Origin of the sequence: Duganella qianjiadongensis, from assembly GCF_009857915.1 — a bacterium.
GTDB lineage: Bacteria > Pseudomonadota > Gammaproteobacteria > Burkholderiales > Burkholderiaceae_D > Rugamonas > Rugamonas qianjiadongensis.
In genome coordinates, this window is record NZ_WWCM01000002.1 from 560,861 (window position 1) to 584,124 (window position 23,264).

The following is a 23,264-nucleotide window of genomic DNA, read 5'->3' on the forward strand; positions in this document are numbered from 1 at the left end:
AGCTGGCTGTTCCAATACTGTCCTAGACGATAGGTTCCTGGATGCGCTGGCGCGACTGCAGCGTGCGCGATACCAGCAGACACTGCGCCACCTGCTCGGCGATCGAGGGCGGCACGGCAACGTCGCCGGCCAGCACGGCCTGGATCCACGCCGCCGTGGTGGCTGCATCGCGCTCGGCCGGCAGCACGGGCAGTTCACCCACCAGCGTCTGCTTGGGCACCAGCGTAGTGCGCAAGCCGCCGTGGAACCAGTCGATCTGCTGGGCCTTGTTGGCATTGGCCACGGTTTCCCCTTCCGTGCCGCGCATCAGGAAAGCATCGCCCCGTTCCGGCAGGGCCGAACCGGTGAAGTACTCGCCCAGCAGTTCCAGATATTCGGGGTGGGTGTAGGACACCAGCCGCAGCGCCGGACCGGCAAACGGCTGCATGATTTTCACCAGCGTGTGGGTGGAGTTGCGCACGCCCAGACGGCGCCGCAGCGACAGCAGATAGGCCAGCTTGGGCGCCAGGGTATCGATGGTGATCAGCGCCACCTTGCCCTGCGCCAGCGACTGTTCCGCCTCGGCACTATCGCTTGCGGGCATCACGCCGAGCGCTTCGAATACTTCGGCGGTACTCACCCGTCCTGCGTCGCGCAGCACGCCATGCACCAGCACGGGCACGCCTTCGCGCGCCAGCAGCAAGGCCAGCAGCGGCGTCAGATTGGCCATCTTGCGCGCACCGTTGTAAGTGGGAATGCAGACGGGCGCATATTGCCCGCCCGGCGCCTGCAAAGGCGGGAACGAGGCTTCAGCCGCATCGAGGAAGCCGGCCAGTTCGGCTATGGATTCGCCCTTGATGCGCAGCGCCAGCAGGATGCCGCCCAGTTCCAGTTCTCCCACCCGGCCGTCCAGCATGGCACGGTAGAGTTCGCGGGCATCGTCGCGGCCCATGCTGCGCGCGCCATGCTTGCCCCGCCCTATCTCCTTGATGATGGGAGCGGCAGGAAACAGTGTCTCGGCGGAAGGGGGATTAGTCGTCGTCATACGCGCAGCTTAAACCAGTCTGGCCCATTTCGGCTACACTATCCCTCCCCCGCATTGAAACGAGCTAGAGAATCATGATCTCCCCAGATATCGAAAACATCAACGTCACCTCGTTCGCGCCCATGCCGACGCCGGAAGCGCTGCATAGCAAGCTGCCACTGTCGGATGCGGCCTCGGACACCGTGATGAAGGGCCGCGAGGCCCTGCGCAACATTATCGACCGCAAGGACAAACGCCTGTTTGTCGTAGTGGGCCCCTGCTCCATCCACGATCCCGTTGCCGGTCTGGACTATGCGCGCCGCCTCAAGGCGCTGCAGGCAGAAGTGGCCGACACCATGTTGCTGGTGATGCGCGTGTATTTCGAAAAGCCGCGCACCACCACCGGCTGGAAGGGCTATATCAACGATCCCGACATGGACGATTCCTTCCGCGTCGACGTGGGCATGGAAAAAGCGCGCCAGTTCCTGCTCGACGTGTGCGAACTGGGCCTGCCCACCGCCACCGAAGCGCTGGACCCGATTTCGCCCCAGTATCTGGGCGACCTGATCGCCTGGACCGCCATCGGCGCGCGCACCACGGAATCGCAGACCCACCGCGAAATGTCGTCCGGCCTGTCCACCCCGGTGGGCTTCAAGAACGGTACCGACGGCGATATCGGCATTGCCATCAACGCCATCCTGTCCTCGGCCCACCCGCACTCCTTCCTGGGCATCAATGCGCAGGGCAATGTCGCCATCGTGCGCACACGCGGCAATGCCTATGGCCACGTGGTACTGCGCGGCGGCGATGGCCGTCCCAACTACGATTCCGTCTCCATCGCGATTGCCGAACAGGCCCTGCACAAGGCCAAGCTGCCGGCCAATCTGGTGGTCGACTGCTCGCACGCCAACAGCTACAAGAAACCGGAACTGCAGCCGCTGGTAATGGCCGACGTGATCCACCAGATCGCGCAGGGCAACCAGTCGCTGGTGGGGGTGATGATCGAATCGAACATCGTCGGCGGCAACCAGAAGATTCCGGCCGAGCTGAGCGAACTGAAATACGGCTGCTCGGTAACGGACGGCTGCATCGACTGGGAAACCACGGAAAAAATGCTGCGCGACGCGCACCAGCAGCTGAAAACCCGTCCGTAATCGCGCCGCCCAGAGCGGCCGGCAGACGGCCAGGCACGCGCCCCTAGCGGGCTGCGTGCCTTTTTTATGGGCGCGCCCCGCCTGTGGAGGATGGGGCCGCCCGTACGGCTTTCCATTACAATGGCGGATTGTTCTCTAGCATAGACTGCATTTTATGATCGTTCTCGGCGTTGAATCTTCCTGTGACGAAACTGGCCTGGCGCTGTATGACAGCGAGCACGGCCTGCTGTCGCATGCCCTGTATTCGCAAGTGGCCATGCATGAAGAATATGGCGGCGTGGTGCCCGAACTGGCTTCGCGCGACCATATCCGGCGCGCCCTGCCCCTGCTGACCCAGGCGCTGGATACAGCCGGCAAGCAGCTGGAACAGATCGATGCCATCGCCTACACCCAGGGTCCCGGTCTGGCCGGCGCCCTGCTGGTGGGTTCCTCGCTAGCCTGCAGTCTGGGGCTGGCGCTGGACAAGCCGGTGCTGGGGGTACACCATCTGGAAGGCCATCTGCTATCGCCGCTGCTGGCCTCGCAGCCGCCGGAATTTCCGTTTATCGCCCTGCTGGTATCGGGCGGCCACACCCAGCTGATGCGGGTCGATGGCGTGGGCCAGTACACCCTGCTCGGCGAGACGCTGGACGATGCGGCCGGTGAAGCGTTCGACAAATCCGCCAAGCTGCTGGGTCTGGGCTATCCGGGCGGACCGGCGATCTCGCGGCTGGCCGAATTCGGCGATCCGGCCGCCTACAAGCTGCCGCGCCCCATGCTGCATAGCAAGGATTTCAACTTCAGCTTCTCCGGCCTGAAAACGGCCGTGCTGACCGTGGTCAAAAACCACGAACAGCAGGTGGTGGCCAATATCTGCGAGCAGGACAAAGCCAACATCGCCCGTGGTTTCGTCGATGCAATTGTCGATGTGCTGACGGCCAAATGCGTCTCCGCGCTGCGCCACACGGGCCTGAAGCGGCTGGTGATCGCCGGCGGCGTAGGCGCGAACGCCCAGCTGCGCGCCTCGCTCAACGCGGCGGCGGCCAAAAAGAAGTTCAGGGTCTACTACCCGGAACTGGAGTTCTGCACCGATAACGGCGCCATGATCGCATTTGCCGGCGCCATGCGCCTGCAGATCAATCCTGCTGCTGCCAAGAAGGACTACAGTTTCAACGTGCGGCCGCGCTGGCCGCTGGAAGAATTGCGCGTCATCTAGGACGGCTTTGCGTAGCAGGCCTCAGGCCTGCACGAAGGCCACCGAGGCCAGCACGGCCAGCCCCACCAGCGGGATCAGGTAATGGGCCTTGCCCAGACGCACACCCTGCGCGGCGATGCGTTCGCTGCGCGAACGGCGCTCGTCGGCGGCGGATTCGTGGAAAACTTCGCGGTTTTTTTGTTCGATTGTCTTATTCATAACTGCCTCCATAAGGAAAGATAATCTTACTTTCCAGAAGGCATTGCAATTGTCATGCCATACAACATTGTCTGAAATTGCTTCAGATCAGGAATTTCTAGCACTTTTGTGGTGAACATGCCACAGTCTGCGTGCCACGACAGTTCTCCGCAGCACCAAAGTCGTGCAAGCGGCCTGTCATGCGGGTTTCCGCGAATCAACTTCAGATCTAAAGTATGCCGTTCACGCGCGGCACCAGCAGATCCTGACGGGGATAATCCCATTGCGGCACGCCGGACGGACACTGGCCCGGCGGCTGGCCGGCCCCGGCCGTTTCCAGCACGGTGAAATTGCCTTTGGGCGTGGCCGCAAAGCGATAGTCGCTCAGGCTGCCCGTCGCCAGCACCAGCGCGGGCAGGCGGGCAAAGCGCAGCCATGCTGCTGCCATGCAATTCTGTTCCTGCAGCGTCTGCAGCGCCGCCAGCGGCGCCAGCACATGGGCAAATTCGCTCACCGTGGGCGACAGGGGCTGGCGCGCTTCGCTGCCCACCAGCGCAGCCGGACAATCGAGCGCAGGCGACAGGCTGAGCACACCACGACGCAAACGGTAATAGCCCTGGCGCGGATTGCTTTCCACGCTGGCATAAGTCCAGCACAGCGGCATGCTGGGGAAAGCCGTCATGGCGACATCGAGCACCTGCGCTTTGGGATCCAGCTGCTGCAAGGCCGCCGTCACCGCCTGCCGGCCCAGCTGCGAGGTGTAAGCCTGCAGCCCCAGAAAAACTGCGCTCAGCGCCAGCCCCAGCAGCAGACCGGCGCGGCCCTGTTCGCCTGCACGGCGCTGCACCCATGCGCCCGCCACGCCCAGCAGGCCCAGCGCCGCTAGCGCCGGCCAGAGCAGATAAGCCTTGAAGGCAAACGCCAGCACCACGCCGGCCAGCGCCAGCAGCCAGCCGTAGCGCAGCCATGGCCGCCGTACCAGCATGGCCAGCGGCACGCCCAGCAGCACCCAGAATAGCGGTTCGACGATGAACACCATATCGCCGTAGAACCAGCGCGCGTCGAACGGATACCACGGATGCAGGCCGTAGGAATTGCTGTAGTCCATCAGCAGATGCAGCGCCAGCCCCAGACCTATGGCCAGCCCCAGACCCCGCCGCGCCGTGCGGCTGGCACGCAGCAGTGTACGTGCGGCCGGCCACAGCAGCCAGAGCAAGCCGGCTAGCAGCAGACCTTGCGGTATGGCCAGCAACGCCGTGTGCGTAAATCCCCGATGATGGAGCAGATAGCCGAGCGGTTGCTGGAGCAGCGGCGAGAGCAGCAGATCGAGATCAGGAAAATTGCTGGCCAGCACGCAGGCGAGCAGCAGCAGACGGTGGCGCAGACGCTGGGCAGCGCTGTCGGGTTCGGCCGGCAGGCTACGCTGCACCACGACGCCAACGGCAGCGCCGATGATGCTGTGCGTCAGATTATCCATGTACGGCCAGGCTGCCGGCGCTGTCACTGCGGGCTTGCGTCAGCATGCGCCCGGCCAGTTGCAGCAGGCTGTCGCCATCACTGATCTCCATAAAGTCCAGCGCGGCCACGCCCACACTGGCGCTGAGCAGCATCTCGCGCCCGCCCAGCCGGTGCACTTGGGCGGCAATTTTCAGCCGCAGATTATTGGCCAGAATGCGCGCACCATCGGGCGGCGTGTTCGGCAGCAGGATGCAGAACTGGCTATCGTTGTAGCGGCCGGGCAGGTCGATCACGCGCACGCTGTCGCGCAGCAGCTGGCCTACGCTGGCCAGCACCTGTTCGGCAGCAGCCGGGCCGTAGGCGGCACGCAGCTCGGCCAGCTGGTCCAGTTCCAGCATCAGGGTGGACAGGTGGGAACGGAAGCGGCGTGCCCGCGCCACTTCGAAGGTCAGCTTCTGCAGCAGCGAACGGCGGTTGTGCAAACCGGTGAGCTCGTCGGTGGTGGCCAGCAGTTCACGTTCCTGCAGCACGCGCGCCAGCGTGTTCTGGGCGGCATTCCGGTCCAGTATCGCCATGACCTGCCGCGCCAGCTGCAACAGCGTGCTGCGCTGTTCTTCGCTCAGCTGGCCGGGCTGCCCGCTCAGCACGGCCAGAGTGCCGATCGGATAGCCATCAGGCGACAGCAACGCCGCCGCACAGTAATGGTGCACCTGCGGCGCCTGCACGCTCCAGCGCATGCCGGCGGTGCGGTAATCCTGCTGCACATCGGTGAATTCGGTGATGCCATCGCCCAGCACGGCCAGCGCGCAGTAGCTATCGTCGCGCTCCAGCGCGTGGGTGGGCAGGCCGTAACCGGACTTGAACCAGACCCGCTCGCTATCGACCAGCGCCACGCAGGCCAGCGGCATCGCGCACAAGCGGGCCGCCATGGCAGTCAGGAAATCGATATCGGCATCGGGGGCGGAGTCGAGGATCTGGTAGCGCTGCAGGGCAGCCAGACGGAACTGCTCCGTCTGAGGACGGGCAAGCGGGAGGGACGTAACGTTTTCAGCGACCTGCATGGGCTTCCTGTACGGCTACGAACTGCGATGAATAAGCACTGGACGCCGTTGCACAGCGTCCACCAAAGATGCAATTCAGACAGTTTAGCCGAAACAGGCTTAGCTTTGTGCCATGATTTCGCGCAAGGCTTTTTCGAACACGGCGGCCGGCTGGCCACCGGCGATCAGGTGGCGCTGGTTGATGATCACGGCGGGCACGGAGTTGATGCCGTGGCGCTGGAAGAACTGTTCGGCCGCGCGCACCTCGTCGGCAAATTGCTGCGAGGACAGCACTGCCGTCGCCGCGTCCTTATCGAGGCCCACGGCTACGGCGGCGCGCAGCAGCACTTCATGCGAACTAGGGTCTTCGCCACGGGTGAAGTAGGCGGCGAACAGTTCGCCCTTGAGCGCTAGCTGCTTGCCCTCGCCTTCGGCCCAGTGCAGCAGACGGTGCGCGTCGAAAGTGTTGTAGATGCGGTCGCGTTTGCCCATGGCGAAATCGAAGCCGACTTCGGCCCCGCGCGCGCGTATCATGGCCCGCGCCTGTTCCTGCTGCTGCGGTGTCGAGCCATATTTCTCGCTCAGATGTTCATCGATATTCTGGCCTTCGGGGCCCATGTTCGGGTTCAGTTCGAAGGGCTGGATATGCAGCGCCACTTCGGCCTCGTCGCCGATATTGTGCAGGGCCTGCTCCAGCGACTTCAGGCCGATCGCGCACCACGGGCAGGAAACATCAGAAACGAAATCGATGGTCAGGGACTTGCTCATAACGGCCTTTGCTAAACGGATGAAAGTTCAGCATATGGCGATGAGGCTGGAAAAATCAAGGGAGGGACAGGCCTGCCTGTCCCTGCCGCTTATTTCTTTTTGGCATCGGCGCTCTTGCTGCCGATACGGCTTTCCTTGCCAGCCAGAAGGTTGCTGATGTTTTTGCTATGACGGAAGGCCAGCAGCGCGCTCATCACGAACACAGCCACCAGTTCGGCATCGGCACCAAACAGCAGGCCGTAGTAGAACGGCGCAAACAGAGCCGCCACCAGCGCGGCCAGCGAGGAATAGCGGAAGGCAAACGCCACCGCCAGCCAGGTCACCAGCGTTGCCAGACCCAGCCATGGATTCAGCCCCAGCAGCACACCCAGCGCCGTCGCCACGCCTTTGCCGCCGACGAAACGGAAGAACACGGGCCACAGGTGGCCGAGGAATACGGCGATCGACACCAGCGCTATCGTCATGTCGCCGATATCGAGCTGTTTCTGGAAATGAATCGCCAGCCAGACGGCCAGCCAGCCCTTGGCGCCATCGCCGATCAGGGTGGCGATGGCGGCTGCCTTGTTACCACTTCGCAACACATTGGTGGCGCCGGGATTTTTCGAACCATAGGTGCGCGGATCGGCCAGCCGGAACACTTTACTCATTACGACGGCAAACGAGATCGAGCCGATCAGATAGGCGGCAACGGTCATCCAAACTGTATTCATTGTTTCCTCAAAGTAGATCCGCAGGGGCTGAAAAATTGCCCAAAACGCTAAAATATACACTGTCCGCCGTGCGCCGACCAGAGCCAGCCTGCACGACATTACTTGCAAGCACTATAGTTAATTGCTACAGTGCATCAATCACTGGCGCCCATGCCGTTCCGCGCCCAGCATCCACAGCCTCGCTGTTCCAGCGCCGCCCAAGCACCGCGGCCCCGTTTTCCACCACCCCCAGATCCGGTGCGGCCACTTTTCATGGTCGTCGAATAGTCTTACCCCTACAAGAGAGAAAAAAATATGCAATCGATTGCTTTTAACGCGTTTACCGCGCGCCCACGTCTGCTGGCACTGGCTGTGAGCCTGTGTTTTTCCGGCGCTGCCCTGGCCGGCACGAGCGAACAGGCCCGTATCGCCGAACTGGAAAAGAAACTGGAAAAGAGCATGGCGCTGATCGAGCAGCTGAGCAACCGCCTGCAGCAGGTGGAAGCTGGCGCCGCACCAGCCAGCGCCAGCGCCAGCAAAGCCCAGGCCGCTGCCGCCGAAGCGACTGCCAGCGCGCGCGCCGCCAGTGAAACACTGGTGGCCCAGCAGGCCCGTATCGAACAGGTGGAAAGCAATCTGGTACAGGTGGCCGACACCTCGGCCAAACGGCGCGAAATGGGCCTGCCCGTACACGGCTTTGCCGACGTCGGCTATGCCTATGCCAGCAAGCCGCTGGACAAGCGCAAATCCGGCTTCGTGCTCGGTAACTTCGACCTCTACCTGACGCCGGATCTGGGCGACCGCGTCAAAACCATCATCGAGCTGGCCTTCGAATACGATGAAAAAGGCAATTCCGTCGGCACCGACGTCGAACGCCTGCAGATGGGCTATACCTTCAGCGACGAGCTGACCCTGTGGGCTGGCCGCTTCCACACCCCGTACGGCTACTGGAACACGGCCTTCCACCACGGCGCCCAGATTTCGCCATCGATCGCCCGTCCGCGTCTGATCGCCTTCGAAGATCAGGGCGGCATCCTGCCTTCGCACACGGTGGGCGCCATGGCTACGGGCACCACCCGCATCGACGGCGGCCGCCTGAACTACGAAGCGTTTGTCGGCAACGGCAGCCGCCTGGCCGGCGACACGGGCGACAAGACGCTGGACTACAACGCCGGCAAGGACGACAACAATAACAAGGCAGTGGGTGCCAATGTGCGCTACACCTTCGGCGGCGTGCTCGACGGCGTGACGGTAGGCCTGAATGCCCTGCGCCAGCAGGTGGACGAAGAAAACACGGCCAACAAGACCCGCCTGAACATGACGGGCGCTTTTGTTGCCGTCGACCGTGACAACTGGGAAATCATCAGCGAGTACTACCGCTTCCGCAATCAGGACCTGTCCGGCAACACGGGCAAGCATAGCAGCTGGGCCGGCTTTGCCCACCTCGGCTATGCCATCAACCCCGTCTGGACGCCGTTCGTCCGTCTGGAAAAAGCGGTGCTCGATCAGGCCGACAACTACTTCCTCGGTAATATCAATGGCCGCTCCTACCAGCGTCAGGTGTTCGGCGCCAAGTACAACCTGACCAACACCACTGCCCTCAAACTCGAGATGAACCGTACCAAGGAACTTCAGCCGGCTGGCGAATTCCAGTACCACGAAGCGCGCGCCCAAGTCGCGATTCGTTTCTAAGGAGCCCGCCATGACCGTATTTTCCCAACTATCCCGCACCCTGCTGGCGCTCGCTCTGAGCCTGCCGGCGCTGGCCATGGCCGGCGATGTGATCGTGATCAGCCACAGCAGCCTGAACATGCCGGCCGGCGACATCCGCGACGCCTACATCGGTGAAAAGCAGATCGAAGGCGGCACCAAGCTGGTGATCTTCGATAACGCCGCGCTGCAGAAAGACTTTCTCGACAAGGTGGTGCAGGTCGATAGCGCCAAGTATTCCTCGATCTGGACCAAGAAAGGCTTCCGCGAAGGCCTCAATCCGCCAGCCGTAAAAGCCACCGACGCCGAAGTGATCGCTGCAGTGAAGAGCACGCCCGGCGCAGTAGGCTACGTCAGCAAAGCACCAGCCGACGTCAAAGTCGTCAAGAAGTTCTAAGCCGTGACAGCATTGCCCCGCCGCACCGACTGGCGCCACTGGCTGGCGGGCGCCGTGCTGGGCGCCTGCGCACTCGCTGCGCAGGCCGTCGGGCTGCTGTACCAGATGCCCTACCGCTGGGTGGATACGGACGGCCAGAGCCTGAAGCTGAGCCAGTATCAGGGCAAGCCGGTGGTACTGACGCTGGCCTACGGCGCCTGCAAGAAAATCTGTTCCAGCAGTATCTACGCCATGGAACAGATGCAGGTGCTGGCCGACCGCCACAAGACCGAACTGCAGTTCGTCATCGTCAGCCTGGATCCGGAACAGGATACGCCGGCCGACTGGCGCGAATTACGCAAAACCCGCAAGCTGCAGCGCCCCAACTGGAACGTGCTGTCCGGCTCCGTGGCCGACACCCGCGCGCTGGCCGCCGCGCTCGGCATTACCGTATGGCGCTACCACGACCATGTGCTGCATGACTTCGGCATCGCCCTGCTCGATGCCAACGGCAACATCGTGCGCACCATGCGCCACTACGACGACAGCATTCCCGCATTTCTACAGGGCGTACTGGCTACGCCCGCCACCAAAACTCTGGAGTAAGCATGTTCGCCCGTCTGAAACTCAAACAGAAAATGTATCTGGAATTCGGCCTTGCCGTGATTCCGCTAGCCGCCCTGCTGCTCTATCTGGTCACTTCCGTGAGCGATCTGCCGCAGCGCGTCAAAGGTGCATTGAATACCTACCACATCGGCCTGCAGGCCACCTCGGACTACAAGGATTTCCTCAATGGCGTAAGCGATGCCGTGGACACCGGCAAACTCAGTGACAAGAGCCTGACGCTGCTGGCCGCCACCCGTGCGGAAGTGGAAAAACTGCGCAGCAGTGCCTCCACGCCCACGCTGGAAGCACTCGCCACCACATTGGGTCGGGTGTCGCAGAGCCTGAGCCGCGATGCCGGCATCGCGGCCGTCATGCCGCTGCGGGATGACCTCAACACCATCAAAAAAGGGCTGGAACAGCTCAATGCCGATACCGAACATACGCTGGAAGACATGGTCGAGCAGGATGCCAGCCATGCCAAAACTAGGAACCGCGTGATCGGTATTGCCGCCGTGATTACCATCGGCTTGCTGGCTTACATGATCCGTAGCCTGATCCACGGCATCCTCGCGCCCGTGCTGTGGGCCGTGCATGCCGCCAAGCGTGTCGCAGCGGGCGATCTGTCCGGTGCCGGAAGCATCGCCATGCGCCACGATGAAATCGGCGAACTGCAGCAGGCGCTGATGGAAATGAACGATGCCCTGATCGCCGTGGTCACCCGCGTGCGCGAAGGCGCCGACACCATCGCCATGGCCTCGAGCGAGATCGCCAGCGGTAATCAGGACCTGTCAGTGCGCACCGAACATCAGGCCCATGCGCTGGTACAGACGGCTAGCTCGATGGGCAACCTGACCACCACCGTAGCGCAGAACGTGGACGATGCCGTCCACGCCAACCAACTAGCGCAGCAAGCGTCGCGCGTGGCAGCCGAAGGGGGCAACATCGTCGAACAGGTAGTGGACACCATGGGCGCCATCGCCACTTCGTCGAAAAAAATCGTCGACATCATTGCCGTGATCGACGGCATCGCTTTCCAGACCAATATTCTGGCACTCAACGCGGCAGTGGAAGCGGCCCGTGCCGGCGAGCAGGGGCGGGGTTTTGCAGTGGTAGCGACCGAGGTGCGCAATCTGGCCCAGCGCAGCGCCACGGCAGCCAAGGAAATCAAGGACCTGATCAATGATTCGGTCGACAAGGTCAACAGCGGTAACGAACTGGTCGGCCATGCCGGCAGCCATATGCGCGACATCCTCAGCAACATCGATGAACTGGCTACTATCATGGACCGCATCACAGCCGCCAGCCATACCCAGCGTGCCGGGATCGAACATGTGAGCGAAAACATTGCCAGCGTCGATGGCAGCACCCAGCAGAATGCGGCACTGGTGGAGCAGGCTGCCGCCGCCGCGACCAGCATGAGCCAGCAGGCGCAGACTCTGGTGAAGGTGGTCAGCGTGTTCAACCTCAAGCATCAGAGCGCAGGCGTGCAGACCCGCAATATTCCACCGGCACGCCGGCTAGCCGCTTAGTTGCACACTCAGTTGCTCACTCAGTCAGCCAACTTAGTTAGCTAACTGAGTTGCCGGCTTAGTCCGGCAGCGCCACTTCCACCGCCCGGGCATTGAGCACGCGCAGCAGTTCCTGCGGCGCGATACTGACCAGAAAACCGCGGCGTCCGCCATTGATATAGATCTGCGGCAGATCGAGGATGGTCTTTTCCACGTAGATGGGCATCTGCTTGCGCGTGCCGAAGGGGCTGGTGCCGCCGACCAGAAAGCCGGTGTGGCGGTTGGCTACTTCCGGCTTGCACGGATCAACCTTCTTGCAGCCGATCTGGCGCGCCAGATTCTTGGTCGAGACCTTGCAGTCGCCATGCATCAGCACCACCAGCGGCTTGGCCGCCTCGTCCTCCATGATCAGGGTTTTGACGACCGCGTGCTCATCCACGCCCAGTTCACGGGCGGACACACTGGTGCCGCCGTGTTCTTCGTAGTCGTACGGGTGTTCGGTAAAGGAAACGCCGTGCTTACGCAAAAACTGCGTGGCGGGCGTCTCGGAGATATGCTCTTTTTTTGCCATGCGTGATACGCTGCCTGTCTATCGGGGTTTAGCAGAGGAGGCTGTCATTATGCCGCAGGAAATCCGTTTTGCCACTTTCAATGTATGCAATCTTTCCCTGCCCGGCGAGCAACTGTATGACAATCTGCCCCCCCTCACCCCCGACGCCTATGCCGCCAAAGTGCAATGGACGGCGCAGCAGCTCGACCGTCTCGATGCCGACGTGATCGGTCTGCAGGAAGTATTCAGCCTGCAGACCTTGCGCGACGTCATGGCCGCTAGCGTAGGCTATCGCAATGCCGTGCTGGCAGGCGTCAGCACCGCGCCCGACCCCGTCACAGGACAGCCGCGCCAGATGCCGCAGGTGGCGCTGATCTCGCGCCTGCCACTGGCCGCACCGGCCGCCATCCATACCGATTTTCCGGCCGGCGTCACGCTGCCGGCCGGCAGCCGCGACGCCCTGCGTTATGCCCGCGCCCTGCTGCGTGTGACGCTGCAGCTGGAGCACCAGCGCCAGCTCGACGTCATCGTGCTGCACCTGAAATCCAAACGCCCCGACTACGACGGCGAAGTAGCCCACGACAACCCCATGTGCCACGCGCAAGCCCAGCTGCGCTCGCTGATCCGGCGCGGCACGGAAGCCGTAGCGCTGCGTTCGCTGCTGTGCCAGCTTAACCGCGAGGCGCCCCGCCCCCGCATCGTGCTCGGTGACTTCAACGATAGCGTCGATGCCGTCACCACCTCCATCATCATGGGCGAAGGCGGCAGCGAGACGGCAGGCCGCTATTACGATAGCCGCCGCATCCAGCAGGATCCCACCAGCTCGGCGCACGGCTACACCATCCTGCATGAAGAACACCGCATGACCATCGATCACGTGCTGGTGTCGGAGCACTTCCATCCCGCCTCGCCGCAAGCGCTGGGACGGGTGAGGTCGGTGCGCTATTTCAGCGAGCACTTGCCCGAGGCAAGTCCCTGCGCTTCCGATCACGGCCAGGTATTGGTACAAGTGCAACTAGACTAGGCTGCGGCGGCACGGCCCGTTTGCCTCACTTCAGCGCCGGCGGCGCCATTCCAGCGGCAACATTGCCACTTTCGCCCCCCTGATTTAGCAGTTCAGCGCGAAATTCGCACCGCCTGTCGCACGGGACTGGTCAGTGGCCTGGTAATTTCATACAGTGGCAACATGCGCCATGCCGCCCATTGCTCCATGCCGATTGCGGCCTATCAAGGATAACCACAAATGAAACTAGAGACCCTGCCCCCAAGCCAGCACGCCACCCGTTCCAGCCGCCGCTGGCGCAAGCCGGTGGCCATCCTCGTCGTGCTGGCCGCCGCAGGCGGGGGCTGGAGCGTGATGCAGAACAAGGCGGCACCACCTGCTACGGCCGCTGCCAAAGACAAGGCCCCCGAAGTGCTGGAACTGGCCGGCACCGACATCACCGCCGTCGATGCGCGCGCGCTGGACGTCAAGCTGCCCCTGTCCGGCTCGCTGGCGCCGCTCAGCTCGGCCACCATCAAATCCAAGGTCTCGGGCGTGGTGGAAGCCACTACCGTGCAGGAGGGCATGAGCGTCACGGCCGGTCAGGTACTGGCCCGCATCGATCAGGCCGACCTGCGCGCCCGTCTGCAACAGCAGCAGGCTGCGCTCGATGAAGCGCAGGCCAAGTTGTCGCTGGCCAGCAAGAACGAGAACAATAGCCAGGCTCTGCTCAAGCAGAAATTCATTTCCCAGACCGCCTACGATGCGACCCAGAACAGCGTCGATCTGGCCCGCGCCAACGTCAAATCCGCGGCGGCCATGGTGGAAATCGCCCGTATCGCCCTCAACGACGGCGTGATCCGCGCCCCTATCAGCGGCGTGATCAGCAAGCGCCACGTGCAGGCCGGTGAAAAACTGGCGCCCGATATGCCCGTGTTCAGCATTGTCAATCTGTCCGAACTGACGCTGGAAGCCCAGGTGCCGGCCGCCGAAATCCCGCGCGTAAAAATCGGCCAGGAAGTCAAATTCAAGGTCGATGGTTTCCAGGGGCGCGACTTCGCCGGCAAGGTCAGCCGCATCAATCCGGCCACGGAAGCCGGTTCGCGCGCCATGCTGGTGTACATTGCCGTGCGCAATGAAGACAGCGCGCTGCGCGCCGGCATGTTCGCCAAAGGCAGCATCGTCACCGACCGTTCCGCCGTTGCTCCCATCATTCCGCTGACGGCTCTGCGCGGCGACCAGAACCAGCCGGTGGTGTACCAGATCGTGGCCGGCAAAGTGGTAGCCCAGCCCGTCAAACTGGGCCTGCGCAACGAGGACGAAGGGCTGGTGGAAGTGCGCGCTGGCCTGCAGGCCGGCGCCAACGTCATCGTCGCCAGGCTCGATGCCGTCAAGCCGGGCACCCAGGTCAAGCTGCCTGCCGCCGCGCAGGATAGCAGCCGTCAGGCCAGCGCCGCAGCCGGCCAGAAAGGCTGATCATGTGGATTACTAAAACCAGTATCCAGAACCCCGTGTTCGCCACCATGGTGATGGTGGCGCTGATGGTGCTGGGCCTGTTCTCCTACCGCGGTCTGGGTCTGGAAGCCATGCCCAATGTGGACATCCCCGGCGCCATGATCGAAGTGAAGTATCCCGGCGCTTCGCCCGAGGCGGTGGAGAACGACATCACCCGCCCTATCGAGAACGTGGTCAACACCGTCAGCGGCATCAAGACCCTGCGCGCCAACTCGTGGGAAGGCCGCTCCGGCGTCTACATCGATTTCGAACTGTCCACCAATATGGACAAGGCCATGCAGGACCTGCGCGACAAGGTAGCGCAGGTGCGGCCGCGCTTCCCGCGCGAAGCCAAAGACCCGTTCATCGTGCGCTTCGAAGGCGAGAACAGCCGCCCTATCGCCCAGATCGGCCTGACCGCCACCGGCCATACCCTGCGCGAGCTGTCCACCATGGCCGACCAGCTGATCGGCAAGCGCTTCCAGGGCGTGGCCGGGGTGGGACAGGTACGCCTGAACGGCATGTCGGCGCGCGAAATCCTGATCAGCCTGCGCCCGCAGGATCTGACCGCGCAAGCCATCGGCGTCGATGAAGTGATCAACGCCATCCAGGCCACCAACACCAACCTGCCGGCCGGTTCGATCAGCTTTGCCGGCAACGAACAGCTGGTGCGCATCGAAGGCAAGATGAAAGATGCGCGCGACTTCAACCGCATCATCGTGGCGCGCCGCGCCAACGGCCCCGTCTATCTGGATCAGGTGGCCACGGTGGTCGATGGCGCGCAGGAAGAACTGTCGATCTCGCGCCTGAACGGCCAGCGCGCCGTCACCATCGATATCACCAAGGTGCAGGATGCCAATGTGGTGGAAGTGGGCCGGCGCATCCAGAAGGTGGCCGACGAACTCAAAGAAACCCTGCCGGCCGACATTACCCTGACGGTGCTCAACGACGAATCGCTCAAGGTGCAGAGCCAGCTCGATAACGTCAAGGAAACCATCATCGAAGGCGCCGTGCTGACCATGGTGATCGTGTTCTTCTTCCTGCACTCGTGGCGCTCGACCATCATTACGGGGCTGACCCTGCCGATTTCCGTCATGGCCAGTTTTATTGCCATGAAATTCTTCGGCTTCACGCTTAACTTCCTCACTCTGATGGCGCTGTCGCTGTGCATAGGCCTGCTGATCGACGACGCCATCGTGGTGCGCGAAAACATCGTGCGCCACCTCGGCATGGGCAAGAACCACCGCAAGGCGGCCGAAGACGGCACCAACGAGATCGGGCTGGCCGTGATGGCCACTACCTTCGCCATCGTGGCCGTGTTCATACCCGTGGCCTTCATGCAGGGCATTATCGGCCGCTTCTTCCTGCAGTTCGGCATCACGGTGGCCGTGGCCGTGCTGGTGTCGCTGTTCGTCAGCTTCACGCTCGATCCCATGCTGTCCTCGGTGTGGCCGGACCCGGTCAAGAACCGTTTCCGCTATGTGCCTTGGCTGGGCCACTGCATGCACCGCATCGAACACGTGATCGAGCATCTGCACGTCTGGTACGGCAAGGTGCTGGCGCTGGCACTGCGCTGGCGCAAGCTGACGCTGACCATCGCCTTCGCCCTGTTCGCCGGCAGCCTGATGCTGGTGCCCATGATAGGCGGCGAAATGTTCCCCGAGCAGGACAATGGCTGGATCAATCTGCGCCTGAAAACCCCGGTCGGTTCCAGCATCGAATACACCGACAGCAAGGTCAAGCAGGTGGAACTGGCGCTGAAAGAATTCCCCGAAGTGGCCAAAGTCATTGCCGTGGTGGGCACGCAGGATGGCCGCAACACGGCGCAGGTGGACGTCAAGCTGCAGGACCGCAAAACCTTCAAACGGCGCAGCCAGAAGGAACTGGAAGGCGTGGTGCGTGCCCGTCTGAACAAGATTGCCGGCATCACCATGTCGGTGGGCTGGAAGCCTATCTTCATCGCCATTCTCGGTACCGATGAAGGCAAGCTCGATGCCGTCGCCCACCGCCTGATGGACAAGATGCGCAAGATTAAAGGCGTGGCCGACCTCGAATACAGCCAGGAAGGCGCCAATCCGTCCACCACCGTGCGCATCAACAATGAGCTGGCCAGCGATCTGGGCTTATCAGTGCAGCAGATAGGCACAGCCTTGCGGCCTTTCGTGGCCGGCGATACCACCAGCCACTTCCTCGCCGACGACGGCCAGAACTACGACGTCAATGTGCAGCTGCCCAAGTCGGGCCGGCAGAAGATCGCCGATCTGGCCGACCTGTCGCTGGCCTCGTCCAGGCTGGGCCCCGATGGCCGGCCGCTGATGGTGCCGCTGCGTCAGGTGGTGGAATTCGTGCCCTCGTTCAGCCCGCAGGTGCTCAAGCGTCAGGCCCTGCAACGCCGTGTGGCCGTGTACGCCTCCGTCGAAGGCCGTCCGGCCGGCGACGTCGACAGCGATGTGCGCAAGGCCATGAAGGAAATCGAGCTGCCGGCCGGCGTGCGCTTCGACGTGGGCGGCAATGCGCAGGATATGGCGGAGAGCATGTCCTCGGCCATGATCGCGCTCAGCATCGCCGTGATCTTCATCTATCTGGTGCTGGCCTCGCAGTTCGGCAGCTTCCTGCAGCCGGTGGCCATCATGATGTCGCTGCCGCTGTCGCTAATCGGCGTGCTGGTGGCCCTGCTGGTCACGGGCAGTACGCTCAACATCTTCTCCGTGATCGGCTTCATCATGCTGATGGGACTGGTGACCAAGAACGCGATTCTGCTGGTGGACTTCAGCAACCATGCCCAGCGTGACGGCATGGGCCAGATCGAAGCGCTGATGAGTGCCGGTCAGGTGCGGCTGCGGCCCATCCTGATGACCACGCTGGCCATGATCTTCGGCATGCTGCCGATGGCGATAGGCATGGGCGATGGCGGCGAAACGCAGGCGCCCATGGGCCGCGCCGTGATCGGCGGGGTGATCACCTCGACCCTGCTGACGCTGGTGGTGGTGCCGGTGGCCTACACCTACCTCGACACGCTGGGCAAACGCTGCGCCCGCTACTTCCGTGGCCGTGCCCATGACGAAGAGGAAGAACATCTGCATCCGGTCAAACCGGCAGATATCGCGGAAGTAGCCTGAGCCGCCCTAAGGCAGCAGGTACATGCGAGAAGTAAACGGCAAAACCGGGCCTGGCCCGGTTTTGCCATATTCCCGCTACTCGCCAGCCGCAGCTTGCTGCTCCCCGTCATCGGCGCTGTCCGTCTCGGCCAGCTCCTGTTCTGCTAGTCCGGGCTGAGCTTTAGCCTCGGCTTTGCGTCTGGCTTTCTCCTCCGCCTTTTTCTTTTTTTCCAGCTCGCGCTGGCGCTTTTCATATGCGAAGTTGGTTTTTGCCATGTGCCGCCTCTCTCTATCCGGTTCGTTATTCACCCCATTATGAACCAGTTAGCGTCTGGCCTGCTGATTCATCCACGCGGATGATGATGTGCATGCAATTGTTTGAGACGTTCGCGCGCTACATGGGTGTAGATCTGGGTGGTGGAAATGTCGGCATGACCGAGCAGCAATTGCACCACGCGCAGGTCGGCGCCATGGTTGAGCAGGTGGGTAGCGAATGCATGGCGCAAGGTGTGCGGCGACAGCGGCACGCTAATACCGGCTTGCAGCGCATGTTTCTTGACCAGTATCCAGAACATCTGGCGCGTCATGGCGCCGCCCCGTGCCGTGACGAACAGGGCGTCATCCTGCTGACCGTTGAGGATCTGGCCGCGCGCGTCGCGCAGATAGCGCTCCAGCCACAGGCGTGCCTGCGCACCGAAGGGTACCAGCCGGGTTTTGGCGCCCTTGCCCGTTACCCGCAACACGCCATCATTGAGGCCCAGATCGAGCAGCTTCAGGCTGACCAGCTCGGACACGCGCAGGCCGGACGCATACATCAGTTCCAGCATGGTACGTTCGCGCAACCCCAGCGGCATGGCCACATCGGGCGCCGCCAGCAGTGCTTCCACCTGAGCTTCGCTCAACGTATGCACGAAGCGCTGCGGCTGCTTGGCAGAGACCAGTTTCAGGGTGGGATCAGCGCTGATGCGGTGCTGGCGCAGCAGCCACTGATAGAAACGGCGCAGCACCGAGCGGCGCCGATTAGAAGAACTCGCTTTCTTGCTGTCCTCATGGCGCGCCGCGATATAGGCCTGTATGTCGTGGGCGGCCACGCCGGCCAGCCCCGCCACCTGCGGCCGCTGGCTGTCCAGCCAGTGAGCAAACAGGCGCAGGTCGCGCCGGTAGGCTTCCAGCGTGTTTTTCGACAGCCCGTCCTCCAGCCACAGGCTGTCGCAGAACTCGTCGATCAGAGCAGCGTTGTCTGTTGCCATGCGTATTCGCTCGAACCTTCATGGGCCAGCAGCCAGCGTTTGATCGCCAGCAGATAGCCGTTCGGATCATCACTGCGGGAAAAGCCGCCCAGTCCGGTAGCCGCCGTCACGCGGTGGCAGGGTATCACCACGGGAAACCAGTTGGCGCCGCAAGCCTGGCCCACGGCACGGGGCACCGAACCCAGGTGGCTGGCCAGCTCGCCGTATGTACGCACGCTGCCGCGCGGAATGGAACGGATGGTGTCCCACACGCGCTGCTGGAATGGCGTGCCCACTGCGCGCAGCGGCAGGTCGAAGACATAATCAGCGTCCTCGCAATAGCGCCGTAATTGATGTGCCGCAATTTCGGCGATGGCGTCCTGTGGCGCTTTTGCATCAAAATGGGGCGGCAGGTAGCACAGCTCGGCAATCTGCCCGGCCTCCGTCCGCACCCCGATTTTGCCTAGCGGCAAGTCTACTATGGCCTGAAACAATGCGACTTCCTGTTGTATTTTCATCACACCACATGCACCAAAAAAGGATGGGCAACGTTGTAAAAATGCACCAACATGTTGCGATTTCATCATATTGAAATAATCGTACAACTGTCTTGCTGACAGCATTCTAAGCGCCAGCACCGATTCGCGGCGCAAAAAAAAACGCACCCTCAGGTGCGTTTTCAAATACTGCTTCACGTTCCCGGTCGTTTGCGTGATGCCGTAGCGCGCTTATGGCGGCTTGCAGCCTCTATCACAACGACATTCTGTAAAACGTGTGTCTCCTCGTTCAATCGCCGGCATTGATTGCCGTTTCTCTACACACTCCCCACCTACAATTCTGGGCTCTTGCTACAGGGACAAATATGTTTATGCGTTATTCCCTGAGAGCGACGCCATCATAACGTAAGGCTTTCGTTTTTGACCAACTATTTTATCCGCGCCCGGAGGGGATTATTTCAAATCTGAACCAATTTTTACGCAGATGGCGAAAGTTGTGGTAGGCATCTTTTTGCTGTTCCCACCTAGTAATTCCCCTCATTGCCAGCCATGGCGCATCCTTATATTTTTAGCCCACAGCCGGATTTCCCGGTACCAATATAAAACTCGAGACACATCATGCTAAACAAACTACTCGATCACTTCGAGGAGTGGATGATCACCTTCCTCATGGGTGGGGCGACATTCATTATCTTCCTTTCCGTTGCACACCGCTATGGCACCGGCCTGCCGATTCCGGGCGTACAGGACTATCTATTAAGTCTGCACTTCGAATGGGCGCAGGAACTGGCCATCATCATGTTCGTGTGGATGGCCAAATTCGGCGCCGCCTATGGCGTGCGCATGGGCGTCCACGTGGGCGTGGACGTACTGGTCAGCCGCCTGCCGTCGGAATGGCGCAATCGCGCCACCTATGTGGCACTGGCCTGCGGCATGCTGTTTACCGGCATTATCGGCACACTGGGCCTGACCTTTGTGTGGGAAAACGGCATGCACTATGCCATCTTCAACAAGCTCGGTCTGGATGTCAGCGCACTCACCGAAGGTCCCACCACGCCCGATCTGGAATGGCCGACCTGGTTTGTGTATTCGGTCGTGCCCATGGGTTCCTATCTGATGTGTCTGCGCTTTATCCAGGTCACCATCGCCTTCTGGCGCACCGGTGAAATGCCGCATCAGGACGAATCGCAGGTCGATGGTCTGGATGACGATGAAGACGACGACATGTTCGCCGTTGCCCAGCCCGCCCAGGGAGGTGCCAAATGAGCCACGCTAATAATGCCCTCACCGCTGTCGCCCAGATGAGCAAGCAGCGCGCCGGCGCCTGGCTGCTGGGCATAGGCGCGATTTTGCTGGCGCTATGCTTCATTGGCGGCAAGGTCGGCATCGTGTTCGCCCTGCTACTGGCGCTGATGCTGACCGGCATCCCCGTCTCCATCGCGCTCGGTCTGACCGTGCTGATGTTTATGTATCTGCTGACCCACGTACCGGTCGAAGCGGTGGCGCTGAAGCTGTTCAGCGGCATCGAGAAGTTCGAAATCATGGCGATCCCGCTGTTTATTCTGGCCGGTAACTTCCTTACCCACGGCGGCGTGGCCAAACGCATGATCAAGTTTGCCACCAGCCTGATCGGCCACTGGCACGGCGGGCTGGCGCTGGCCGGGATTATCGCCTGTGCCATGTTTGCGCTGGTGTGCGGCTCTTCCGTTGCAACCGTGGTGGCGATCGGCTCCATCATCCTGCCTGCCATGGTCAAGCAGGGCTATCCGAAACGCTTCGGCGCCGGCGTCATCATCACGGCCGGTTCGCTCGGCATTCTGATGCTGCCGTCGATCCCCAAAGTGATCTACGCGATTTCCACCAACACCTCGATAGGCGCGCTGTTCCTGGCTGGCCTGTTCCCCGGCATCCTGCTGACGGTCATGCTGTGCACCACCACCTGGGTACTGGCCAAGAAAAACGGCTATCCGCGCATGCGCAAGGCTAGCTGGGGCGAGCGCCTGAAAGCTTTCAAGGAAAGCGTGTGGGGACTGATGCTGGTGGTAATCATCATCGGCGGTATCACCAAGGGCATCTTCACCCCGACCGAAGCAGCCGCCATGAGCGCCGTGTATGCCTTCCTCATTTCCGTGTTCGTCTACAAGGACATGCCGCTGAAGAAGACGCCGGAAGTGCTGAAAAAATCGGCCAGCCTGAGCGCCATGCTGCTGTACATCATCACCAACGCCGTGCTGTTCTCCTTCCTGATGGCGCACGAAAACATTCCGCAGGCAATGGCGGACTGGATCCTGGCCAAGGATCTGGGTCAGGCCGGCTTCCTGTTCTTCACCAACATACTGCTGCTGCTGGCCGGTAACGTGATGGAACCCTCATCCATCATACTGGTGATGGCGCCTATCCTGCACCCTGCAGCCATCCGTCTGGGCATCGATGCGGTGCACTTCGGCATCATGATCGATGCCAATATGGAAGTAGGCCTGTGCCACCCGCCGGTGGGCCTGAATCTGTACGTGGCCAGCGGCATCTCCAAGATGAGTATTTCGGAGCTGACGGTGGCCGTCATGCCGTGGCTGCTCACCATGCTGGTGTTCCTCGTCATCGTCACTTACTGGCCGGGACTGTCCCTGTGGCTGCCGAAAGCCATGGGCCTGATGTAAGCAGGCCCGCCTCCCCCCGAACAACGTCACTGATAACGTTGTTCGGGGCTTCCTGCATGAACCTATCAGCCACTTCCGTCCGGCATGGAAAGCGCTGGACGATCTGCAGCCTCTCCCCCTCCATCGATGAATCGCACCGCCAGTCAAGCTGGATGCGCGAGTGCCGACGATTGAACATCGCTACGGCACGCTGGGCCACAATCCGAGCAAGAAAACGTACATCTTGCAGATCGGCGCGCTCAACCGGGCCCCTGGGCTTATCTGGTGCGCTTGCTGGGGCAAATATTTCCCAATATAGGCGTTGAGACAACTTTTTCTCTGTGGCGGTTACCTAGAGAGAAGAGGGTCTGCACGCTGCATGCCTAGCCTTAAAAATAACTTTAAGCAGAAATATTGCCATGCCGATTAAAACATCATCTATCCGAAACTACCTTAACACCAACCCACTGCAGGAATGCTCGCGCAAAAATATCGAAAACAGAATTAAGGCGCTGGAGTCGAAAACCGTCCATCCGACGCAGCCCACCATTGCACGCGCTTCCAGCAAAAGCAGCCCTTACAAACTGGTGACCAACCTTTTTGAACGCGTCCGGATTGCGTTGTTTAGCAACACGGCTGAAAAACGAATCCGTGCAATCGCGCGACTCAATACTTTCGTCGCGCTTGAATCGTCAGCGCAAAATCCCAAAGAAAAAAAATGGTATGCGACCGCTATAGATATTTCGCTAGCTAAATGCAAGGAAACGGGGGTGGCTGTGCCGCGGGATGCCCTAAGTAAGGCCTATGAAAGAGATGGATTGACTAGTCCAGCCTATGCGGTGTGGGAAAATTATTGCAACGAAAAAAAACTGACTTCCACATTGGCCCTGACGCTAGGCGACGTAGCTAGCAACGATCCGTTTGCCGATATTAGTGAAACTGCAACAATGTTCTCGATACATGCAGCACCGGCAGAATATTGTATGAATCCGTTCGGCATGGAGCCTGTTCGCTCTGGCGGCAATAACTTGACTCCGTTCGATCCGAATGAATCGTGGTCCTAGTCGGGCAAAGTCGAGCGCGTCAACGGCTAT

22 protein-coding genes are annotated in these 23,264 nt (G+C 61.5%); 12 read left to right on the top strand and 10 right to left on the bottom strand.

The annotated features are described in order from the left end of the window. Positions 1 to 22 precede the first annotated feature (22 nt). The gene (gene ybiB, locus GTP27_RS05300) at positions 23 to 1,024 is read right to left on the bottom strand and encodes a DNA-binding protein YbiB (protein WP_161038109.1); all 1,002 of its coding nucleotides are present in this window, start codon (positions 1,022 to 1,024) and stop codon (positions 23 to 25) included. Positions 1,025 to 1,098: 74 nt separating this feature from the next. On the opposite strand from ybiB, the gene GTP27_RS05305 reads away from it, so the two are divergent. Then, positions 1,099 to 2,157, top strand: coding sequence for a 3-deoxy-7-phosphoheptulonate synthase (locus tag GTP27_RS05305; protein WP_161038110.1), 1,059 nt, complete (start codon positions 1,099 to 1,101; stop codon positions 2,155 to 2,157). A gap of 154 nt (positions 2,158 to 2,311) precedes the next feature. Then, the gene (tsaD, locus tag GTP27_RS05310; protein WP_161038111.1) at positions 2,312 to 3,352 is read left to right on the top strand and encodes a tRNA (adenosine(37)-N6)-threonylcarbamoyltransferase complex transferase subunit TsaD; all 1,041 of its coding nucleotides are present in this window, start codon (positions 2,312 to 2,314) and stop codon (positions 3,350 to 3,352) included. A gap of 21 nt (positions 3,353 to 3,373) precedes the next feature. On the opposite strand, the gene GTP27_RS23575 is transcribed toward tsaD, so the two are convergent. The 5 genes from GTP27_RS23575 to plsY form a co-directional block, all read right to left on the bottom strand. Continuing rightward, positions 3,374 to 3,550, bottom strand: coding sequence for a hypothetical protein (locus GTP27_RS23575; RefSeq protein WP_202416554.1), 177 nt, complete (start codon positions 3,548 to 3,550; stop codon positions 3,374 to 3,376). A 208-nt stretch (positions 3,551 to 3,758) separates the two neighbouring features. Next, a complete protein-coding gene (locus tag GTP27_RS05315) occupies positions 3,759 to 5,006 on the bottom strand; it encodes a metal-dependent hydrolase (RefSeq protein ID WP_161038112.1) in 1,248 nt (415 codons plus the stop codon). Then, entirely contained in the window at positions 4,999 to 6,048 is a 1,050-nt protein-coding gene (locus tag GTP27_RS05320) for a sensor domain-containing diguanylate cyclase (protein WP_161038113.1), read from the bottom strand. Before GTP27_RS05320 ends, GTP27_RS05315 begins: the two co-directional genes overlap by 8 nt. 99 nt (positions 6,049 to 6,147) lie before the next feature. Further along, complete coding sequence (locus GTP27_RS05325; RefSeq protein WP_161038114.1) at positions 6,148 to 6,795, bottom strand: DsbA family oxidoreductase; 648 nt, start codon at positions 6,793 to 6,795, stop codon at positions 6,148 to 6,150. Between the two features lie 89 nt (positions 6,796 to 6,884). Then, positions 6,885 to 7,505, bottom strand: a complete 621-nt coding sequence (gene plsY / locus GTP27_RS05330; protein WP_161038115.1) for a glycerol-3-phosphate 1-O-acyltransferase PlsY — start codon at positions 7,503 to 7,505, stop codon at positions 6,885 to 6,887. 294 nt (positions 7,506 to 7,799) lie between these two features. Here plsY and GTP27_RS05335 point away from each other — a divergent pair, with 294 nt between their 5' ends. Genes GTP27_RS05335 through GTP27_RS05350 form a run of 4 tightly spaced genes read left to right on the top strand, consistent with a single transcriptional unit; the run spans position 7,800 to position 11,705 of the window. After that, entirely contained in the window at positions 7,800 to 9,176 is a 1,377-nt protein-coding gene (locus GTP27_RS05335; RefSeq protein ID WP_161038116.1) for a porin family protein, read from the top strand. A 10-nt stretch (positions 9,177 to 9,186) separates the two neighbouring features. After that, a complete protein-coding gene (locus GTP27_RS05340) occupies positions 9,187 to 9,591 on the top strand; it encodes a phosphate ABC transporter substrate-binding protein (protein ID WP_161038117.1) in 405 nt (134 codons plus the stop codon). Positions 9,592 to 9,594: 3 nt separating this feature from the next. Beyond that, a complete protein-coding gene (locus GTP27_RS05345; RefSeq protein WP_161038118.1) occupies positions 9,595 to 10,176 on the top strand; it encodes an SCO family protein in 582 nt (193 codons plus the stop codon). Positions 10,177 to 10,178: 2 nt separating this feature from the next. Next, a complete protein-coding gene (locus GTP27_RS05350; protein ID WP_161038119.1) occupies positions 10,179 to 11,705 on the top strand; it encodes a methyl-accepting chemotaxis protein in 1,527 nt (508 codons plus the stop codon). Between the two features lie 58 nt (positions 11,706 to 11,763). Here GTP27_RS05350 and ybaK read toward each other — a convergent pair whose 3' ends face one another. Continuing rightward, complete coding sequence (gene ybaK, locus GTP27_RS05355) at positions 11,764 to 12,255, bottom strand: Cys-tRNA(Pro) deacylase (RefSeq protein WP_161038120.1); 492 nt, start codon at positions 12,253 to 12,255, stop codon at positions 11,764 to 11,766. Between the two features lie 49 nt (positions 12,256 to 12,304). Here ybaK and GTP27_RS05360 point away from each other — a divergent pair, with 49 nt between their 5' ends. The 3 genes from GTP27_RS05360 to GTP27_RS05370 all read left to right on the top strand — a co-directional run bounded on the left by GTP27_RS05360 (position 12,305) and on the right by GTP27_RS05370 (position 17,829). After that, positions 12,305 to 13,258, top strand: a complete 954-nt coding sequence (locus tag GTP27_RS05360) for an endonuclease/exonuclease/phosphatase family protein (protein WP_161038121.1) — start codon at positions 12,305 to 12,307, stop codon at positions 13,256 to 13,258. Between the two features lie 219 nt (positions 13,259 to 13,477). Further along, positions 13,478 to 14,692 carry an efflux RND transporter periplasmic adaptor subunit gene (locus GTP27_RS05365; protein ID WP_161038122.1) on the top strand — a complete coding sequence of 405 codons (1,215 nt, stop codon included), beginning with the start codon at positions 13,478 to 13,480 and terminating at the stop codon, positions 14,690 to 14,692. Between the two features lie 2 nt (positions 14,693 to 14,694). After that, positions 14,695 to 17,829, top strand: a complete 3,135-nt coding sequence (locus GTP27_RS05370; protein WP_161038123.1) for an efflux RND transporter permease subunit — start codon at positions 14,695 to 14,697, stop codon at positions 17,827 to 17,829. 75 nt (positions 17,830 to 17,904) lie between these two features. Here GTP27_RS05370 and GTP27_RS05375 read toward each other — a convergent pair whose 3' ends face one another. From GTP27_RS05375 to GTP27_RS05385, 3 genes are all read right to left on the bottom strand, one after another. After that, on the bottom strand, positions 17,905 to 18,084 hold the full coding sequence (locus GTP27_RS05375; protein ID WP_161038124.1) for a hypothetical protein: 180 nt from the start codon (positions 18,082 to 18,084) through the stop codon (positions 17,905 to 17,907). Between the two features lie 68 nt (positions 18,085 to 18,152). Then, on the bottom strand, positions 18,153 to 19,058 hold the full coding sequence (gene xerD / locus GTP27_RS05380; protein WP_161038125.1) for a site-specific tyrosine recombinase XerD: 906 nt from the start codon (positions 19,056 to 19,058) through the stop codon (positions 18,153 to 18,155). Next, on the bottom strand, positions 19,034 to 19,555 hold the full coding sequence (locus tag GTP27_RS05385; protein WP_161038217.1) for a methylated-DNA--[protein]-cysteine S-methyltransferase: 522 nt from the start codon (positions 19,553 to 19,555) through the stop codon (positions 19,034 to 19,036). Before GTP27_RS05385 ends, xerD begins: the two co-directional genes overlap by 25 nt. A gap of 597 nt (positions 19,556 to 20,152) precedes the next feature. Between GTP27_RS05385 and GTP27_RS05390 the strand changes: the two genes are divergently transcribed. From GTP27_RS05390 to GTP27_RS05400, 3 genes are all read left to right on the top strand, one after another. Beyond that, complete coding sequence (locus tag GTP27_RS05390; RefSeq protein ID WP_161038126.1) at positions 20,153 to 20,800, top strand: TRAP transporter small permease; 648 nt, start codon at positions 20,153 to 20,155, stop codon at positions 20,798 to 20,800. Continuing rightward, on the top strand, positions 20,797 to 22,191 hold the full coding sequence (locus GTP27_RS05395; RefSeq protein ID WP_286173187.1) for a TRAP transporter large permease: 1,395 nt from the start codon (positions 20,797 to 20,799) through the stop codon (positions 22,189 to 22,191). Before GTP27_RS05390 ends, GTP27_RS05395 begins: the two co-directional genes overlap by 4 nt. 398 nt (positions 22,192 to 22,589) lie before the next feature. Then, positions 22,590 to 23,234, top strand: coding sequence for a hypothetical protein (locus GTP27_RS05400; protein WP_161038127.1), 645 nt, complete (start codon positions 22,590 to 22,592; stop codon positions 23,232 to 23,234). Positions 23,235 to 23,264 lie beyond the last annotated feature (30 nt).

What these genes read in the sequence shown, in the direction of transcription:
- ybiB (WP_161038109.1), bottom strand. Translation starts at nt 1,024, where the DNA reads ATGACGACGACTAATCCCCCTTCCGCCGAGACACTGTTTCCTGCCGCT.
- GTP27_RS05305 (WP_161038110.1), top strand. Translation starts at nt 1,099, where the DNA reads ATGATCTCCCCAGATATCGAAAACATCAACGTCACCTCGTTCGCGCCC.
- tsaD (WP_161038111.1), top strand. Translation starts at nt 2,312, where the DNA reads ATGATCGTTCTCGGCGTTGAATCTTCCTGTGACGAAACTGGCCTGGCG.
- GTP27_RS23575 (WP_202416554.1), bottom strand. Translation starts at nt 3,550, where the DNA reads ATGAATAAGACAATCGAACAAAAAAACCGCGAAGTTTTCCACGAATCC.
- GTP27_RS05315 (WP_161038112.1), bottom strand. Translation starts at nt 5,006, where the DNA reads ATGGATAATCTGACGCACAGCATCATCGGCGCTGCCGTTGGCGTCGTG.
- GTP27_RS05320 (WP_161038113.1), bottom strand. Translation starts at nt 6,048, where the DNA reads ATGCAGGTCGCTGAAAACGTTACGTCCCTCCCGCTTGCCCGTCCTCAG.
- GTP27_RS05325 (WP_161038114.1), bottom strand. Translation starts at nt 6,795, where the DNA reads ATGAGCAAGTCCCTGACCATCGATTTCGTTTCTGATGTTTCCTGCCCG.
- plsY (WP_161038115.1), bottom strand. Translation starts at nt 7,505, where the DNA reads ATGAATACAGTTTGGATGACCGTTGCCGCCTATCTGATCGGCTCGATC.
- GTP27_RS05335 (WP_161038116.1), top strand. Translation starts at nt 7,800, where the DNA reads ATGCAATCGATTGCTTTTAACGCGTTTACCGCGCGCCCACGTCTGCTG.
- GTP27_RS05340 (WP_161038117.1), top strand. Translation starts at nt 9,187, where the DNA reads ATGACCGTATTTTCCCAACTATCCCGCACCCTGCTGGCGCTCGCTCTG.
- GTP27_RS05350 (WP_161038119.1), top strand. Translation starts at nt 10,179, where the DNA reads ATGTTCGCCCGTCTGAAACTCAAACAGAAAATGTATCTGGAATTCGGC.
- ybaK (WP_161038120.1), bottom strand. Translation starts at nt 12,255, where the DNA reads ATGGCAAAAAAAGAGCATATCTCCGAGACGCCCGCCACGCAGTTTTTG.
- GTP27_RS05360 (WP_161038121.1), top strand. Translation starts at nt 12,305, where the DNA reads ATGCCGCAGGAAATCCGTTTTGCCACTTTCAATGTATGCAATCTTTCC.
- GTP27_RS05365 (WP_161038122.1), top strand. Translation starts at nt 13,478, where the DNA reads ATGAAACTAGAGACCCTGCCCCCAAGCCAGCACGCCACCCGTTCCAGC.
- GTP27_RS05370 (WP_161038123.1), top strand. Translation starts at nt 14,695, where the DNA reads ATGTGGATTACTAAAACCAGTATCCAGAACCCCGTGTTCGCCACCATG.
- GTP27_RS05375 (WP_161038124.1), bottom strand. Translation starts at nt 18,084, where the DNA reads ATGGCAAAAACCAACTTCGCATATGAAAAGCGCCAGCGCGAGCTGGAA.
- xerD (WP_161038125.1), bottom strand. Translation starts at nt 19,058, where the DNA reads ATGGCAACAGACAACGCTGCTCTGATCGACGAGTTCTGCGACAGCCTG.
- GTP27_RS05385 (WP_161038217.1), bottom strand. Translation starts at nt 19,555, where the DNA reads ATGAAAATACAACAGGAAGTCGCATTGTTTCAGGCCATAGTAGACTTG.
- GTP27_RS05390 (WP_161038126.1), top strand. Translation starts at nt 20,153, where the DNA reads ATGCTAAACAAACTACTCGATCACTTCGAGGAGTGGATGATCACCTTC.
- GTP27_RS05395 (WP_286173187.1), top strand. Translation starts at nt 20,797, where the DNA reads ATGAGCCACGCTAATAATGCCCTCACCGCTGTCGCCCAGATGAGCAAG.
- GTP27_RS05400 (WP_161038127.1), top strand. Translation starts at nt 22,590, where the DNA reads ATGCCGATTAAAACATCATCTATCCGAAACTACCTTAACACCAACCCA.